This window comes from Hymenobacter qilianensis (assembly GCF_014638675.1).
Taxonomy (GTDB): domain Bacteria; phylum Bacteroidota; class Bacteroidia; order Cytophagales; family Hymenobacteraceae; genus Hymenobacter; species Hymenobacter qilianensis.
In genome coordinates this window covers 969,321-985,639 of record NZ_BMFN01000002.1, presented here as the reverse complement: position 1 = coordinate 985,639, position 16,319 = coordinate 969,321, and the positions used below count along the sequence as shown (strand labels likewise).

Genomic DNA, 16,319 nt, shown 5'->3' with positions numbered 1-16,319 from the left:
TACCTTATCTGCATGACACGTTTTGGCCAATAACCTTCCGGCTGTTTTCCTGGTTACCGATTTATGCCGCACCATCTGAGCGTCCGTATCGACCCCAACTCTGGCTTTTGCTTCGGCGTTATCTATGCCATTCAAATGGCCGAGGATATTCTGGAAGAACAGGGCTACCTGTACTGCCTCGGCGACATTGTGCACAATGATGAGGAGGTAGAGCGCCTGGAAGAGCGCGGCCTGCGCATCATCGACTACGATACTCTAGCGCAGTTGCGCGACGAGAAGGTGCTGATTCGGGCCCACGGTGAGCCGCCCAGCACCTACCAAACCGGCTTACAGAATAACCTGACTCTGATTGATGCTTCGTGCCCGGTGGTGCTTAAGCTGCAAAACCGCATCAAAACCAGCTACGACAAGCAGGAGAAAATCTTCATTTACGGCAAGCATGGGCACGCTGAGGTGCGGGGACTATTGGGCCAGACCAGCGGCAACGCAGTAGTATTTGAGAACCTGGACGAACTGCTGGGTCACGAATTGCCCCCCAACATCACGCTCTACAGCCAAACCACGAAAAGCACCAACAGCTTTTACCGCATTAAGGGCGAACTGGAGGAGCGAGGCTACGCCATTAATGCCAACGACACCATTTGCCGGCAGGTAAGCAATCGGGATAAAGATCTGCGCAAGTTTGCCGCCCAGTTCGACCAGATTGTGTTTGTGTCAGGCACGAAGAGCAGCAATGGGAAAGTGCTCTATCAGGTCTGCAAGGATACCAACCCCCAAACCCATTTTATTTCAAAGGTGGAAGAAATCTGCGCCAGTTGGTTTGAGCCGGGGCAGTCGGTTGGTATTTGCGGGGCTACCAGCACGCCTATGTGGCTGATGGAAGATGTGCGCGATGCTCTGCTGGCGCTTTAAACCCATAGTCAAAAGAACTATAAACCAGTATTTGGTCTTTAAAAGGCTCTACGTCTGCGAGAGCAAACGTCTGGTCTACATAAATTTAGCACTACTTAATGCACGCCACCACCTCTGCTCAACCTTCTGTTACTCGTCTCAAGCCTGCTCCGGTTGGTAATAAGGGCGTATTCGTTGCGGGGGTAATTATGCTGAGTTGGGGGGCTTTATTGACGTTTCTGCTGGCTTTTTATGAGCCAAATTGGCGTACGCCGTGGCCATATCTGCTATTGCTGATCCAAACCCACTTATACACTGGCCTGTTCATCACCGCCCACGACGCGATGCATGGTGTGGTAAGCGCTGATAAGCGCCTAAATAACGGTTTGGGCACCGTGGCTGCGCTGCTATTTGCCTTCAATTGGTTTCCTGGAATGTTGCCCAAGCACCACCAGCATCATCGCCACGTAGGCACCCTCGACGACCCCGATTTTCATGATGGGCATCACCCCGGTTTTTTGCCTTGGTTGGCGCGCTTTGCCTGGAACTACGTCACGTGGTGGCAGGTCGTGCTTATGGCGGTGACCTACAATGTGCTAAAACTGTTTTTCCCACAGGCGAATGTCATTGCCTTCTGGATGATACCGGCTATTCTGGCTACGGTACAGCTGTTTTTCTTTGGTACCTATCTGCCCCACCGCGGCGAGCACGCCGAACACAACCCGCATAAGTCGCGCAGCCAGTTTCGTCATCACGTGTGGGCCTTTATGAGCTGTTATTTCTTCGGCTACCACTATGAGCACCATGATCAGCCCTATTTGCCTTGGTGGCGACTATGGCAGGCCAAAGAAGCCGCCACGCAGTAGGTCTTAGCAGGATATTGTAGGCTGAATTCGCGCTTTGTGTATGACATCAGAGGCGTATTCAGTATTTGTTATAATAAGAATAATTATATTACAGTTTAGAATATTATTATCGCCAAACCGGCGTTTTTGAGGCTTCATATAGGTATGAAGCCTATTTACCGAATACTGAATTTGAATTGTATTTTTTTCTAACTAAAAAAATACCAACTTAGCGCTATATAGTGTTCTGGGTTGATATTTTGATAGTTACGACCGTTTTCAGCGCTCTCCTAACGACCAGCGCCCGTCAAGGGTGGCTGGTGCGGGCATGCCTGAAAATGGTGGATGTAGGCTGGGTAAAAGGGAAAGCTAATGAGTTTTCAAGCCAGTCTCTTAAATCTGGGGCTGCTTTATTTATTGGGTTAGTAATATGCGTTAGCGCGGCTTCAGCGGCTCACGCCGCCAGTCCACAACCGCTCACCTTTGCGCAGCAGCATCAGCAAGCCAGCCACCCCATTGCCGTAGACGACCCGCAGAACTCGTTAAAGCAAGCCAGACTTGCTTTGAAAGCTGCCACAAACGCCAAAAATGCCCCCCAGGCTGCTGCCGCGCAACTTCAGGTGGGTCGCGCCTATGAAGCACTCCGTCGCTACGATGAAGCGGTGCCACACTTTGCCGCCGCACTGCGCTACCACGTACGTACGCGCAATGCCTATAAAGCTGCTAGTGTCCGCTATGCTTTAGGTAGTGCCCAGTTTAGCCAAGGCGACACCGGCAAAGCACGCGAAACCTATCTGCTGGCTTTAAAGTCATTCACTGTGCTCCAGAACTTGGCGGGCGTGGCTCAGGGATATGAACTGCTGGGCCACTTGTATACCAGCGAGGCTAAATGGCCCCAGGCCCTGAAAAGCCACGAGCAGGCGCTGGTGACTTGGCAGAAAGCCGGCAATGAGTACCAGACGGTGGTAGCCATGAACAACATGGCGCATGTGCACCGCCAACAGCGCCATTACAGCCGCGCGCTCTACCACCTGCAACGTGCTTATCGCAAGGCGTTAGAGTATCAGGATAGCGCTTGCACCGGCCAGACACTTACCAGCATTGGGCAGGTATATCAGGCCATGAACAACCAGGAGGTGGCAATGGGCTTTTATACGCAGGCGCTCACCAATTTGCCCCCCACCACGGCTCCGGGCTATGTAGCCGACTTACTGCACTCCCTGGCCACCGCCCACGATTCTATTGGTAATCATGAGCAAGCCAGCGCTTATCTGCAGCAAGCTTTGCCCTTAGCCCGGAAAGCGCGCGCACTTGGCCGGGTCAGTAGCATTTATCAATCGTTATCCAATCTCTATCAGCGCGACAACCGCTACTCCTTGAGTCTGGAGGCTTTGCGTCACTATGCAGACCTGCAGGATAGCGTGTTTGCGGAGCAGCGTTCGGCGCAGGTAGCTGAACTTCAGACGCGCTACGAAACCGAAAAGAAAGAGCGCGAGATCCAGCTCCTGACTAAAGATCGGCAGATTCAGGCCAGCCAGCTGCGCCGTCAGCAACTGCTGCGTAATGTGCTCCTGACAGGAACAGTTGTACTGATAGCGCTGGCTATTATACTGTACCGCAGTCGGCGACGCCATCGCCGCCTCAATGGCCTGCTTCAGCAGCAGAACGTAGATATTCAGGCGCAGCGGGATGAGCTGGGGCGTTTGAATCGTACCAAAAGCACGCTGTTCTCTGTGATTTCGCATGATCTGCGCAGTCCGCTGGGGTCTTTGTATTCCATGCTTTCTCTGCTGAATATGGGCGCACTACCGCCCGAGCGGCTCGCCGTGCACTCCGAGCGGCTCAGTCGTATGCTGGATACTACCTTGAGCCTGCTTGACAACCTGTTGAATTGGTCGGCGGCGCAAATGGGAGGCGAAGCGACCCGGCCCGAGCCAGTATACCTGGATGAGATCGTGGAAGAGACACTGTCATTGCTGCTCAGTGATGCCGAGCGAAAAGGGATTCACTTGCTAAACCATGTGCAAGAGCCCGTTGTGGTGCACGCCGACCTGAACATGATTCGGCTGGTGCTGCGCAATCTGGTGGCGAATGCGATTAAGTTTACGCCCGCCGCTGGTACCGTAACCGTAGCGGCGCAGCCCTTGGGTACTATGTGGGAAATTACGGTCACCGACTCCGGGACGGGGATTGCCGCTGCCGATCGGGAGAAAATCTTCGGGCAGGGTGGGCCTCATACCACGCTCGGCACAGCCCGCGAGAAAGGTACCGGTCTGGGCCTGTTGCTCTGCAAGGATTTTGTCGAGCGTAACGGCGGAAAATTGTCCTTTGAGAGTGAAGTAGGGCAGGGCAGTACCTTCCGGTTTACTTTACCCGCCGCCACTCAGATTCTGGCAATTAGCCGGAATACTAGTGTTGCCGCCGGATAAGCGAGCGGCCGATAACACCTTCCGTCAGGCGCTCCCGGTAGGTTTGCCCCACAGGCAAGCTATGGCCGCCCACCCTGACTTCTTGGGCGCTTATCGATTCGATATGGTTGGCATTGACTAAGTAAGAGCGATGGGTACGCACAAACATGCCGGTGGGTAATTGTTCTTCCAAATTCTTGAGGTTGACCAGAGTTAGGTGAGTGCGTCCGTCGGCAGTATTGATTTTCGTGAAGTCTTTGAGGGCCTCCATGTAAAGTACCTCGCGGTAATGCAGGCGCACGAACTGGGAATCTGTGCGGATGAAAAAGGAGCCCGGCCGCAGAATCTGGTCGTAGATCTCAGCCTCGCTCGACGAAGAATTGCGAATCAGGCTCACTACTTTGCTTACGGAGCGCAAAAAACGATCGAGCGAGATAGGCTTCAATAAAAAGTCAATTACGTCAAGGTTGAAGGCTTCCATGGCGTACTGTGGGAAGGACGTCATCAGGACGACCAGCGGAGGCTGGCGCAGGGCACGCACCAGGTCGAGGCCGCTGAGGTGGGGCATCGTAACATCGGAGAACAGCACCTGCACATCGTGGCTGGTAAGATAGCTATGAGCCTCCAGCGGATCGGTGAAGACAGCCTTCACTTCCAACACATCCGTCATGGCTATATACGCCTGCAACAACTCCAGCACCAGCGGGTCATCGTCGAGAAGCAGACAACTGATCTTCATAAATGGAAATTTGATAATTAGTAGGGTGTGAATATAATAAGATTTAGATAATTAGGAATAACGTTGGTAGACTAGATTAAATATTCAACCGTAAAAGGGGCATTCTGGTCTACTCTGACACCTTCTTGATCTATTAACACGCAAATAAAAAAGTTGTGGCCCTTATTTAGATGGGTTCTTAGATTATAAGTATTGCTGGAAAATTTGCAGTGTCTTTAGAGCGTGCCTTATCAGCCTTCCTCTATGATGCGTTATATATATACTGTTGGTAATAAACAGCTTATAAGGCAATTCTAAAATTCAAATCCAGCAAAAAGCCCGGACCATTCCCAATCCGGGCTTTTTGCTGGATTTTAGGTGACTAGTGCTTGGCTCCGTCGCTGTGAACTGCGTTGGTTTTTTTGCAGCACTCCGGCAACTTATCGTAGGCGCGGGTGTCAGCGGGCTGGTCGTCGGCGTCGTAGCCAGTGCGTTGTACGGCGGTGCGGAGGGCGGCGGGGTTGGTCTTGTCAGGGCGATACGTGACCGTGAGCATCTGGGTAGGTACGTCGAGGTTGGCAGCCTGAACGCCTTTCTCGTAAGCCAGCGACTTCTCAAGTCGGGTTTTGCACATGTCGCACACAGCGGAGGTCTTGAGCGCTATCTGCGCCGTAGCATCCGTCTTTGTCTTGGCAGTTGCCTTGGTTTGGGCGTGGGCCAGCGGCGCTAAGGCAATGAACAGGAAGGTGAATAGGATGGACTTAAGGCGATTCATATGAAGAGTGTTTGTTGAGTGAAAATCGAAAGTATAAGCCTCTGGGGGGCTTTTTAGCTGCAACAGTATTTAGCTGGTAAACTACTCCAGCCGAAAGCGAAAACCAACGTAAGCCATTCGGCCATACACAGGCCCCCAGACCATTGCGGCGTCAAAGTTCGGCCCAAATGGGTCGTTGGCTCCCATGATGGGGTCGCGCTGACGATAGTTCGTTAGGTTCTCAACGCCAATATAAGCTTCCCAGTGCTTGAAGGCGCGGGTAACCTGGGTGTTGAATAAGGCGAAGCGTGGCGCTCTAGGCAGTGGCTGGCCCGGTACGTGCCCTCCATGCTGCCCACCCTCGCCGGGGCTCATAGCCAGGGGACGTTTGCCGAAACCCTGCATTGTGAGGTCGGCGCGCCACTTATCAAAAGCGGTAGCGTAGGCTATATTAGCAAAAATACGGTGGGGTGACGTGAGCGGCCTAGGCAGCAGCTGGCCCGTATAATCGGTGCGCACATCCAGGTATTTATAGGCGGCTTTGGCCTCTAAGCCCTTCACTAGCTCCACCTGCACTTCGGCCTGGAAGCTGCGCGAGTATGAGCGGCCACCCGGCAGCAAGTTGCTGATGTTAAGCTGATAGGGCGAGTAATAGGCATCAGCTACTACCTGGTTCTGGAACTCGGTGTGGTAATAGTCAGCTACGAAGGTAGCGGGCCGGCCAAGCAGGGTGAAGTATTGGGTAAAACTGCCCCCCACGTTCCAGGCTTGCTCCGGCCGCAGATTATTCGACACCACAAAGTCGCGGGAGCTAACGAGCATGCCCGTGTTTTCGGCAATGGGATTGGCCGTGCGGAAACCCGACCCACCGGCTAGGCGCAACACCGTATTCTTGGTGGCGTCGTACTTGATATTGAGGCGGGGCGTCAGAAACCAGCCGTACAGGTTATGGCGGTCGAGGCGCAGGCCCCCGACTACCGTCAGGTTACGAGCGTTCTGATACGTGTACTCGGCGAAGGCGCCCGGTACCCGCTCCTGGCGGATACGGTTTTCGCGCTGGTAGCGCTGAGCGGGTGTTTCGGAGGGCGCGGAGGCGTAGTCAGGCTGTAGTAAAACCTCGCGGTAATTATCGTGCAGATAGCTAAGGCCCACGCGGTAGGTATGGGCGGTGTTGCCCAGTACGCTTTGAAACAGCAAGGTGGCCAGACCCGTGCGCTGCCGCCCATCATACGTGCGGCGGCCGTACTGAGAGTCAAAGGCGTGGTCGGTGGCGGTGAGCATCAAACCCAGGCTCTGATAGGGGCGGCCGGGCCAGGTGTAAGAGGTTTTGGAGTAACCTGTATAGCGGTCAGTCGCGAGCGAGGTGCCGTAGTACGGGTTGCCGGCTTCTTCCCGAAACCCCACCTGCCCGCCCTGGCGAGTTTCGCGCAGCGCTCCAAGTCCTAGTTCGCTTACAATGCCATTGCCCGACTGGTATTTCCACTTATTGAACACGTTGTACTGGGTGGCGAGGGGCAAATCCAGAAAGCCATCCTTATTGCGGTCGACGCGGCGGCTGAGGTGGTCGGAGTGCAGGAGCAGGGCCGTGCTGAGCTTCTTGCTGACGGGCGCTGAAAGGTTAAGATTAAGGTCGAATTTGCCCAGATCGTTGACGTAAGCGTTGAAGAGCAGGCGGTCGGTTTTGGCGGGATCCTGCAGGCGCACGTTCACCTGGCCAGCCATGCCTTCGTAGCCATTCACCACGGATCCCATACCCTTTATAATGTCGATACTCTCGATCCAGGGGCCCGCCAGATAGCTCAGCCGGTAAGGCGTAGCCAGGCCGCGCAGGGCTGGCAGATTATCCACGGTAAGCAGTGAGTAAGCGCCATCTAGCCCCAGCAGCTGAATCTGCTTTGCCCCCGACACCGCATCGGTGGTCGACACCTCTACGGCAGCATTGGTCTCGAAGCTCTCTGCGAGGTTGCAGCAGGCCGACTTGGTTAAGTCGCGGCTCGTGATGACTTGGGTATTGGTGGGCGTAAGGCCGGAATAAGAAGGCGCCCGCTCTTCCACGCGCACTTCGCCTAGCTCGGCAGAACGGCGCAGCGCGATGCGCACAAAGGACTGCTCGGTGGCCCCAACAATAACGGTATCAGGCCGATAGCCTAGTGCTTGAATGATGAGGCGATGAGAAGCCCCACGGGCGGGCCGCAAGATGCTAAAAATGCCCCCCGCGTCGGTGTTTGTAGCGCCCGATTGGTCTTCGAGCCAGCGCACTATGGCACCGGGCAGCGGTGCCGTGGCGGCAGCATCAGTCACTTGCCCACGTACGGGCAAGCTAGCCGGAGTTTGAGCGGCGGCTGGTTCGCTGAGGAGTAGCAAAAAGCCCCCCAGCGCCAACAGCTTGCGCCCTGAAAAGGAATTCATAACAGAAAGAGGTAGAAGTATTTCCAAAGACAATGGCGGAGCCAAATGGCCCGCGTGCCTGAGCCGATACAGTTCAGCCAGGCCCAGTGATCAGGAGAAACGCTAGACTACCAGAATGCAACCGAAAGCAAGCAGCACACGACCCGCCCGCGAAGGAGGCGAGGCGTCGGAGGCATACCAGCGGCAAGCAGCCTGCGCCAGTAGGGGCGAAGCTGGAATGGGCGGCCAAACCGTGGTTGCTGGCCAAGGGCTGATGGCCGGACCAGCAAGAAATTTGCCCCCCAGCGAGGCGGGAGCAGGCGCGCTCAGCTTGTGAAAATCGGTAGCAAGGTCGCAGCAGGCTTGCCGGAGCTGCGAGGCAACAGAAGCGCCACAATCAAGCACATTGTTGCTTGGTTGGCACGCATCGACAGCAGCACGGAAGGTGATGTTGGCCGTGCTGCGCCCACTCACGTTGCAGGTGCGCCGCTGCACCGTCAGCCCCACCGAAGCGGCGAGGATGAGCAAGGCCAGCAGACCGCTAAAAATCCGATGAGTAAGTGGGCGCTTCACGGGTGCAAAGATACGATACCGCACTTGCAAAATGCGGCGGGAAAGGTGCAGGATATAGGGCACACAGCCCGCGGGATTGTGAGTTGTAATTCCAGCCAGAAAATTAGATGGGCAGCCTGAGAGTCAAGCCTCTCTGAAGCAATTAAATGCAGCAATAAAGCTTACGATTCGCCTTAAAACGGATACTGACATTTTGGCAAAAGCGCTACCACTGCTTACCACTTTACTCAATCATTTGAGTTTAATCAGTCAAAAAAGCCCCCCAGTATCTCAAAAAATGAGTTTTTACGTTGTGGTAGAAAATGGTAAATAGTGGTTGCCTTTTCATAGGCAATCTGTACTTTTGCTAACCTCCCTTTTTCGTGGCCTATCGGCCTGATCCCTCCCTATGAATCTTCTCTCTGGCGAATATGAGTGCAAGCTTGACCCGAAAGGGCGCTTGGTGCTGCCCGCCAAAGTGAAGGGAAATCTGCCGGAAGCGTCAGGCAACCAGCTGGTGCTGGTGCGCGGCTTCGAGCCTTGCCTGGTGCTGTACCCGCGCGCCGCCTGGCGCATCATCCACGACAAAGTGATGGCCCTCGACGAGTTCAACGAGGAGTACCGGCAGTTTCAGCGCAACTTCTTTCGCGGCATGACGGAAGTCGATTTCGATAGCATTGGCCGTTTTATGCTGCCGCGCACCATGCTGCGCTATGCTGGTATCGAAAAGGAAGCCATCATCGTGGGCCTGGGTAACCGGTGCGAAATCTGGGACCCGGAGCGCTATGATGAGTTCCTGATTAAAGACCAGCAGAGCTTCTCTAAGCTGGCCCAGAAATTTTTGTCCACCGAAACGCCCCCCGGTGGGCAACTGGCCGCATGAGTACTGCGCAGCCCACCAACGGCTCGGTGTATCACCGCCCCGTGATGCTGGCCGAGTGCCTGCAAGCGCTGGATATTAAGCCCGAAGGCCGCTACGTAGATGTCACGTTTGGCGGCGGCGGGCATTCCAAGCCTATTCTGGAAAAGCTCACCACCGGTCACCTCTACAGCTTCGACCAGGACGCGGATGCTGAGCACGAAGCTGCGGCTTTAGCCGGCCCCAACTTCACATTTATCCGCGCCAACTTCCGCGACTTGCAGCAGGAGCTAGCTGCCCACGGTGCCCTACCCGTCGATGGAATACTAGCCGATTTGGGAGTTTCCTCGCATCAGTTTGATACCGCCGAGCGTGGCTTCAGCACCCGCTTCGATGGCCCCTTGGATATGCGCATGGACCCTGAGGCCGACCGCACAGCCGCTGAGGTAGTCGCTGAGTATTCGGAGGCTGAATTGCACCGCATCTTCGGGATGTACGGCGAGGTGACCAACGCCCGCACGCTAGCGAACACGCTCGTGACGGCGCGGCGCGGTCAGGCTGTGCGGACCATCGGCGAGCTGAAAAAAGCAATTGCTCCTTGCACACCCCGCGGCAAAGAGAACAAGTATTTGGCCCAGGTATTTCAGGCCCTTCGCATCGAGGTAAACGATGAGTTGACAGCTTTGCAGGAAATGCTGTTGCAAACGGCTCAGGTACTGCGGCCCGGCGGTCGGCTGGTGGTCATGTCCTACCATTCATTGGAGGATAGGCTGGTGAAGAACTTCATGGCCAAGGGAAAGTTTTTCGGCGAAGTGGAGAAGGACTTTTATGGCCACCAACATACGCCCTTTACGGTGCTCACGCGCCGCCCGGTGGAAGCGTCGGCGGAGGAGGTAGCCGAGAATAGCCGCGCACGCAGTGCCAAGCTGCGCATTGCGGAGCGGAGTCAGGAAAAAGCTAAGAGTTGAGTTGATATGGCTATAAATACGATTAAACCACCTGCGGCGACGCCCCGCGCCAACGTGCCCCGGCCGGTAATTGCCCCCCCGGCACCCGAGCCCGAGCCTGAACCGGCGGAGGAAGAAGCCCCCCGCGCCCCGCGCCCGACAAAGGCGCGCAGCTCCTGGAGCGTGTTTACGCTGCTCGAGCGCATTACGCGCATGGATGGCCTGTTTCGGGAAGGTTTGCCGGTGCGCTACCTGCCGCACGTGCTGTTCATCATGTTCCTGACCTTGCTTTACATCGGCAACACGCACTACGGCTACCGCATGAATCGCAACATCCAGAAGCTAAAGCTGGAAACGGAAGATTTGCGTGCCGACTATACAACCCTGAAATCGGACTACATGGAGGCCAGCAAGCAGAGTGAGGTAGCTCGCAAGGTGGCCGCTTACGGCTTGGTTGAAAGCTCCTCACCACCGTTTCGCATCACTGTGCCTGCTGGTCGTCTCGACGAAGCAGAGCTGGATAAACTGCCCATCATCACAGCCGATTCGTTGATGGCGCGGGCTGTGCGCGATTCGTTGGCTACCGTCGCTGCTGACTCGGTGGCGCTGGCGGAGGGCGAAATCGAGGAGTAATCAACGACTTCGGGCTTTAGCCCAGCTTATGCTTTTGGGGGGTCAAAAAGCCCCCCAGGTACTTGTTCAACGCAATACACACGGAATACTTTGAAAGGCAACGTTAAAAAATCCATCGTTACCCGCGTACGGCTGGCGTTTTTGGGCGTCTGCCTGTTTTCGGCGGCCATCGTGTGGAAGGTGACTCGGATTCAGTTTAAGGAGGGTGACCGGTGGCGGGCATTGGAGCAGGAGCGGCGCGTGGTTTACCAGCCCGTGTTTGCTACCCGTGGCACTATTCTGTCAGACAACGGCAGCATCATGGCCACCTCGTTACCTTTTTACCGCGTGGCCTGGGACCCAAGTGTGGTCGATAAGCAGCTGTTGAATCGGAACGTAGACTCGCTGGCTTTGCTCTTGTCGCAATTCTTCGGCGACCGTTCGGCTAAGGAATACAAGCGCAAGCTGATGAACGCCAAAAACTCGAAAGAGACGGTGCGCTACCTGCGGCTGAATTCACGCCAAATCAATTATCAGGACAAAAAGAAGCTGGCCCAGTGGCCCATTTTCCGGTCGGGCAAGAACAAAGGCGGCGTAATCTTCGAGAAGGTTGACAAGCGTTTTCGGCCTTTCGGTGGCTTGGCCCAGCGGACTGTGGGCTTCCTGAATGAAGACAAAAATGGCGCTGGCCTAGAATTTACTTACAACAGCCAGCTAGCCGGCAAAGATGGCGAAGCACTGTTTGAGCGTTTGCCAGGCGGCAATAAGCCCATCTACGATGGCACCGAAATAAAGCCCCTGCCCGGCTACGACATCAAGACGACCATTGACATCAACTTGCAGGATGTGGCCGAAAATGCCCTCTACAAGTCATTGGTGGATAATGATGCGCAATACGGCTGCGTAATTCTGATGGAAGTGCAGTCGGGGGAAATCAAGGCTGTGGCTAACTTAGGCAAGGCTGCGGATGGCGTGTACCGCGAGGACTACAACTACGCCATTGCCGACCAAGGCCGCACCGAGCCGGGTTCCACTTTCAAGCTGGCTTCGATGATGGCTTTGTTTGAAGACAACCCTGACCTGGAGCTAACCGATATGGTGGATACCGGCAACGGCCGCATGTACATTGGCGGGGCCGTGAAAACCGACTCGCACGCCAATGGTAAGATTTCGGTGCAGAAAGTGGTGGAACAATCATCCAATATTGGGGTGGCGAAGCTAGTAAACGACCATTTTCAGCAGAAGCCAGACAAGTACACTGATTACCTCAAGCGCTTTGGACTTGATAAGCCATTGGGTTTTCAGATGCACGGTGAGGCGAGGCCTTACGTAAAAGACCCCACCGACCGGAGCTGGAGCCGCACCTCGCTCACCACCATGAGCATCGGGTACGAGCTGAAATTAGCCCCACTCCAAACGCTGGCTTTTTACAATGCCATTGCCAACGATGGCGTGAAAATCCAGCCCATCATTGTAAAGGAAATCCGGCAGGCGGATAAGGTGATTGAATCTTTCGAGCCCAAGATTTTAAACCCCAAGATCTGCTCGGAGGAGACCCTGCGTAAAGTGCGCGCGATGCTGGAAGGCGTGGTGCTGCAAGGAACGGCCAAAGCCATCAAATCGAACGACTTCAGCATTGCGGGCAAAACGGGCACTGCCTGGAAGTTTAAGAATGGCCAGTACACGCGCACGTATTCCACCAGCTTCTGCGGCTACTTCCCGGCCGACAAGCCCAAGTACAGCTGCATCGTGGTAGTCGACTCGCCGAAACGGGGCCGTATTTATGGCTCTGACGTGGCCGCGCCGGTTTTCCGCGAAGTTGCCGACAAAGCCATGGCCCGCGACATTGCTAGCCAGCGCCCATTGTTGGCTCGGGTGCCGCTGAATAAAACGCAGGTGCCTGTCGTGAAAGCAGGTTTGCAGGATGAGCTGACGCTGGTGTGCGAAAAGTTGGGTGTGAACCAACAGTCGCAAGCGGCGGGCGAAGAATGGGTCCGAGCCGACACCAATACCCGCTCGTTGGCCTGGCATGCGCAGCCCGTGCGCCGTGGCCAGGTGCCCGACGTAAATGGCATGACCCTGCGCGACGCGCTGTTTCTGCTTGAAAACCGGGGGCTGCGTGTGCATGCCGTAGGCAGCGGACGCGTGCACCGCCAGTCGGTAGCAGCGGGTACGCCATTGCGCCGTGGCACAGTGGTTATGCTGGAGTTGCAGCCCATTGGCGCTATGGCTGGCACCAAGCCTCAGCCCCCGCCAGCACGAACCAAGTTGGTAGAAAACAAGCTACTAACCCCCGCCGATCCGGATCCGGTGAAGCAAAGAGCGAAGCTGCTTTTGCGCCAGGAACAACTGAAAAAGAAGCTCCGCGAAGAAACAGAGCCAGTAGAGGCTAAAAAGCCGGAAGTAGGCAAGGATAAAAAGAAGGTATTGATAACTAGCCTTCACTAGTACAAACAGCACCCGGAATACATTGACCAATTCAGCTCCCATAGCGCACCCCCTAGTTGACCTGCTGCCCGCCGTAAAGGTGATGGCGCAGCATGGCCCTACCGATGTAGTGGTGCAAGGCCTCACGCTAGACTCGCGGCAAGCAGGCCCCGGCATGGTATTTTTTGCCTTGCGCGGCGCCCAGACCGACGGCCACCAGTTCATCGACAAAGCCGTGGCCCAGGGTACGGCGGTGGTGGTCTGCGAAAATTTGCCCCCCAGCCTCGACCCGGCCACCGCTTACGTGCAGGTGCCTGATAGCGCTGAAGCTATGGCCCACATGGCCGCAGCATTTTACGGTCATCCTTCGCGCCAACTTCAACTCGTAGGCGTGACGGGCACCAATGGCAAGACCACCTGCGCGACGCTGCTGCACAAGCTGTTCCGGGAGTTGGGCCACCACGTGGGCTTGCTTTCCACGGTACAGAATCAGATCGACGAGGAGGTAATTCCGGCTACGCACACCACGCCTGATGCTATTCGGCTGAACGAGTTGCTGGCCCGGATGCTGCGCGCCGGCTGCACCTATGTGTTTATGGAGGTCAGCTCCCACGCGGTAGTGCAGCACCGCACCACGGCTTTGCGCTTCGTGGGGGGCATTTTTACCAATCTCACCCACGACCACCTCGATTATCACGGCACTTTCGATGAGTACCTGAAGGCCAAGAAGGGATTCTTCGATCAGCTGGGGAAGGATGCCTTCGCTCTAACCAACGCCGACGACAAGCGCGGTCCGGTGATGCTGCAAAACACCGCCGCCCGCCGCGAAACCTATTCGCTGCGCAGTATGGCTACATTCCGGGGGAAGCTGCTGGAGAATGCCGTGCATGGCCTGCATCTGGAAATAGATGGGCGCGAGGTGCAGTTTCGGCTGATTGGGGTTTTCAACGCCTACAACCTGCTGGCCGTGTATGGAGCGGCCGTGTTGCTGGGCGAAGACCCCACGGAAGCACTTACCGTGCTGTCGGGCCTGACGTCGGCGCCGGGCCGCTTTGAGCCCATTGTGGCCGAGCGCACCCGCGTGACAGGCATCGTAGACTATGCGCATACGCCCGATGCGCTGGAGAATGTACTTTCTACCATCGCCCAGATTCGGCAGCCCAGCCAGCAGGTAATTACGGTGGTCGGCTGCGGCGGCAACCGCGACGCAGCCAAGCGCCCCGTAATGGCCAACCTGGCCGCTAAAGGCTCCAACCGCGTAGTGCTCACCTCCGATAATCCGCGCTTCGAGGATCCTAACGCCATTTTAAGCCAGATGCAGGCTGGAGTACAAGCCCAGGATTTAGGTAAAGTTTTGACGATTCCAGATCGGCGCGAGGCTATCAAAACGGCCGTTGCCCTGGCCCAGCCCGGCGATATTGTGCTGGTAGCCGGCAAGGGCCACGAGACTTACCAGGAGGTGCAAGGCGTGCGGGGGGCATTTGACGACAAGCAAGTCTTGCAAGAGATGTTCGACTTGCTGAATAAATGACCCATGCGCTACGGCAAAAATCCTGAAAACACAACGTTTGACCCCAACCTAAAAAACTAAACCTTTGCATCTTGGCCTAACTCCACTTTCTATCCGCTGACCCCTCGCCCATGCTTTATTACCTCTTTACGTACCTCAGTGAGCACTACAATCTGCCTGGGGCGGGCGTGTTTCAATTTATCTCGTTTCGGGCGGCTATGGCCGTCATTACTTCCCTGCTTATTGCGCAGGTTTTTGGTAAAAGCCTGATCCGGATTTTGCAGAAAAAGCAGGTGGGCGAAAGCATCCGCGACCTGGGTTTGCAAGGGCAGTTGGAGAAAAAAGGCACCCCAACCATGGGCGGCCTGATTATCATTCTGGCCATACTAGTGCCCGTGCTCCTATTTGCCAAACTCGATAATATCTACATCGTACTGATGCTGCTGAGTACGGTTTGGCTAGGCCTGATTGGCTTTCTGGACGACTATATCAAGGTGTTTCAGAAGAATAAAGAAGGCCTGAGTGGGCGCTTTAAAGTGTTGGGTCAGATCGGATTAGGTATTACTGTCGGCTGGGTACTGTTTTTCAGCAACGATGTAACTGTGCGCCAGTACCTGCTGCCCAACGGGCAGCTTTCCGCCGTGGATGCCAGCACCGTGTATCAGGATGTGAAGCTGATGATTACGACCATTCCCTTTGCCAAGAACAACGAACTGAACTACGGCAACCTGTTCGCCTACGCCGGTCCGTACTTCAACGGCCTCTACAGCTTCCTCTACATTCCTATTGTCATCTTCATCATTACGGCGGTTAGCAACGGGGCCAATATCACCGACGGCCTCGATGGCCTGGCGGCAGGCACTTCTGCTATTATCGGTATCACGCTGGCCATTTTCGCCTTCGTGAGTGGTAACGCCCTTCTTGCTGATTATCTGGATATTATGTTCATCCCGAACTCGGGGGAGCTGGTGATATTCTGTACTGCCTTTGTGGGGGCGTGTGTGGGTTTCTTGTGGTACAATAGCTACCCGGCCCAGGTTTTTATGGGCGATACGGGCTCCTTGGCCATTGGCGGCATCATCGCCGTGCTGGCCCTGATTGTTCGGAAAGAATTGCTTATTCCGGTGCTATGCGGAGTGTTTCTGATTGAGAACCTCTCTGTAATGGCCCAGGTGAGCTACTTCAAATACACGCGGCGCAAGTATGGGGAAGGCCGCCGCTTGCTGCGCATGTCGCCCTTGCACCATCACTATCAAAAGCTTGGTTATCACGAATCCAAAATCGTGTCACGCTTCTGGATTGTGGGCATTATGCTGGCGGTGTTTACTCTGGTCACTTTGAAACTACGCTAATGACATTTCTCGCAGTGTTACGCAGTGCTGAAGCGCAGTGTCGCGCAGTGTTCAAT

At 55.4% G+C, this 16,319-nt stretch carries 13 protein-coding genes; 9 read left to right on the top strand and 4 right to left on the bottom strand.

All coding sequences use genetic code 11. The features are described from left to right. Positions 1-63: 63 nt before the first annotated feature. From IEW06_RS11835 to IEW06_RS11825, 3 genes are all read left to right on the top strand, one after another. Positions 64-912, top strand: a complete 849-nt coding sequence (locus IEW06_RS11835; protein WP_188548325.1) for a 4-hydroxy-3-methylbut-2-enyl diphosphate reductase — start codon at positions 64-66, stop codon at positions 910-912. Between the two features lie 98 nt (positions 913-1,010). Continuing rightward, positions 1,011-1,757 (top strand): fatty acid desaturase, encoded by a 747-nt coding sequence (locus tag IEW06_RS11830; protein ID WP_187732705.1) that lies wholly within the window; start codon positions 1,011-1,013, stop codon positions 1,755-1,757. A 542-nt stretch (positions 1,758-2,299) separates the two neighbouring features. Continuing rightward, positions 2,300-4,165 carry a tetratricopeptide repeat-containing sensor histidine kinase gene (locus tag IEW06_RS11825; protein ID WP_187732704.1) on the top strand — a complete coding sequence of 622 codons (1,866 nt, stop codon included), beginning with the start codon at positions 2,300-2,302 and terminating at the stop codon, positions 4,163-4,165. Here the strand turns inward: IEW06_RS11825 and IEW06_RS11820 are convergent. The 4 genes from IEW06_RS11820 to IEW06_RS11805 all read right to left on the bottom strand — a co-directional run bounded on the left by IEW06_RS11820 (position 4,146) and on the right by IEW06_RS11805 (position 8,640). Continuing rightward, complete coding sequence (locus IEW06_RS11820) at positions 4,146-4,883, bottom strand: LytR/AlgR family response regulator transcription factor (RefSeq protein WP_187732703.1); 738 nt, start codon at positions 4,881-4,883, stop codon at positions 4,146-4,148. The genes IEW06_RS11825 and IEW06_RS11820 overlap by 20 nt on opposite strands. Before the next feature lie 361 nt (positions 4,884-5,244). Next, positions 5,245-5,637 (bottom strand): heavy-metal-associated domain-containing protein, encoded by a 393-nt coding sequence (locus IEW06_RS11815; RefSeq protein WP_187732702.1) that lies wholly within the window; start codon positions 5,635-5,637, stop codon positions 5,245-5,247. Between the two features lie 81 nt (positions 5,638-5,718). Further along, positions 5,719-8,025: a TonB-dependent receptor gene (locus tag IEW06_RS11810; protein WP_188548324.1), complete on the bottom strand. Its 2,307-nt coding sequence runs from the start codon at positions 8,023-8,025 to the stop codon at positions 5,719-5,721. A gap of 102 nt (positions 8,026-8,127) precedes the next feature. After that, positions 8,128-8,640, bottom strand: coding sequence for a hypothetical protein (locus tag IEW06_RS11805; protein WP_187732701.1), 513 nt, complete (start codon positions 8,638-8,640; stop codon positions 8,128-8,130). Between the two features lie 325 nt (positions 8,641-8,965). On the opposite strand from IEW06_RS11805, the gene mraZ reads away from it, so the two are divergent. The 6 genes from mraZ (at position 8,966) to mraY (ending at position 16,263) form a co-directional block, all read left to right on the top strand. After that, the gene (gene mraZ / locus IEW06_RS11800; protein WP_166074599.1) at positions 8,966-9,439 is read left to right on the top strand and encodes a division/cell wall cluster transcriptional repressor MraZ; all 474 of its coding nucleotides are present in this window, start codon (positions 8,966-8,968) and stop codon (positions 9,437-9,439) included. Beyond that, positions 9,436-10,383, top strand: coding sequence for a 16S rRNA (cytosine(1402)-N(4))-methyltransferase RsmH (gene rsmH / locus IEW06_RS11795; protein WP_187732700.1), 948 nt, complete (start codon positions 9,436-9,438; stop codon positions 10,381-10,383). The genes mraZ and rsmH overlap by 4 nt, the downstream gene beginning before the upstream one ends. Positions 10,384-10,389: 6 nt before the next feature. After that, positions 10,390-10,995, top strand: a complete 606-nt coding sequence (locus tag IEW06_RS11790; protein ID WP_188548323.1) for an FtsL-like putative cell division protein — start codon at positions 10,390-10,392, stop codon at positions 10,993-10,995. A gap of 90 nt (positions 10,996-11,085) precedes the next feature. Beyond that, positions 11,086-13,422 (top strand): PASTA domain-containing penicillin-binding protein, encoded by a 2,337-nt coding sequence (locus IEW06_RS11785; protein WP_187732698.1) that lies wholly within the window; start codon positions 11,086-11,088, stop codon positions 13,420-13,422. A 22-nt stretch (positions 13,423-13,444) separates the two neighbouring features. Then, positions 13,445-14,932, top strand: a complete 1,488-nt coding sequence (locus tag IEW06_RS11780; RefSeq protein ID WP_373285362.1) for a UDP-N-acetylmuramoyl-L-alanyl-D-glutamate--2,6-diaminopimelate ligase — start codon at positions 13,445-13,447, stop codon at positions 14,930-14,932. 110 nt (positions 14,933-15,042) lie between these two features. Next, on the top strand, positions 15,043-16,263 hold the full coding sequence (mraY, locus tag IEW06_RS11775) for a phospho-N-acetylmuramoyl-pentapeptide-transferase (RefSeq protein WP_187732697.1): 1,221 nt from the start codon (positions 15,043-15,045) through the stop codon (positions 16,261-16,263). The last annotated feature ends 56 nt before the right edge of the window (positions 16,264-16,319 follow it).

Bases quoted from the DNA above. Each gene is read 5' to 3' on its own strand.
- mraZ (WP_166074599.1), top strand. From the start codon at position 8,966: ATGAATCTTCTCTCTGGCGAATATGAGTGCAAGCTTGACCCGAAAGGG.
- mraY (WP_187732697.1), top strand. From the start codon at position 15,043: ATGCTTTATTACCTCTTTACGTACCTCAGTGAGCACTACAATCTGCCT.
- IEW06_RS11790 (WP_188548323.1), top strand. From the start codon at position 10,390: ATGGCTATAAATACGATTAAACCACCTGCGGCGACGCCCCGCGCCAAC.
- rsmH (WP_187732700.1), top strand. From the start codon at position 9,436: ATGAGTACTGCGCAGCCCACCAACGGCTCGGTGTATCACCGCCCCGTG.
- IEW06_RS11830 (WP_187732705.1), top strand. From the start codon at position 1,011: ATGCACGCCACCACCTCTGCTCAACCTTCTGTTACTCGTCTCAAGCCT.
- IEW06_RS11835 (WP_188548325.1), top strand. From the start codon at position 64: ATGCCGCACCATCTGAGCGTCCGTATCGACCCCAACTCTGGCTTTTGC.
- IEW06_RS11810 (WP_188548324.1), bottom strand. From the start codon at position 8,025: ATGAATTCCTTTTCAGGGCGCAAGCTGTTGGCGCTGGGGGGCTTTTTG.
- IEW06_RS11815 (WP_187732702.1), bottom strand. From the start codon at position 5,637: ATGAATCGCCTTAAGTCCATCCTATTCACCTTCCTGTTCATTGCCTTA.
- IEW06_RS11820 (WP_187732703.1), bottom strand. From the start codon at position 4,883: ATGAAGATCAGTTGTCTGCTTCTCGACGATGACCCGCTGGTGCTGGAG.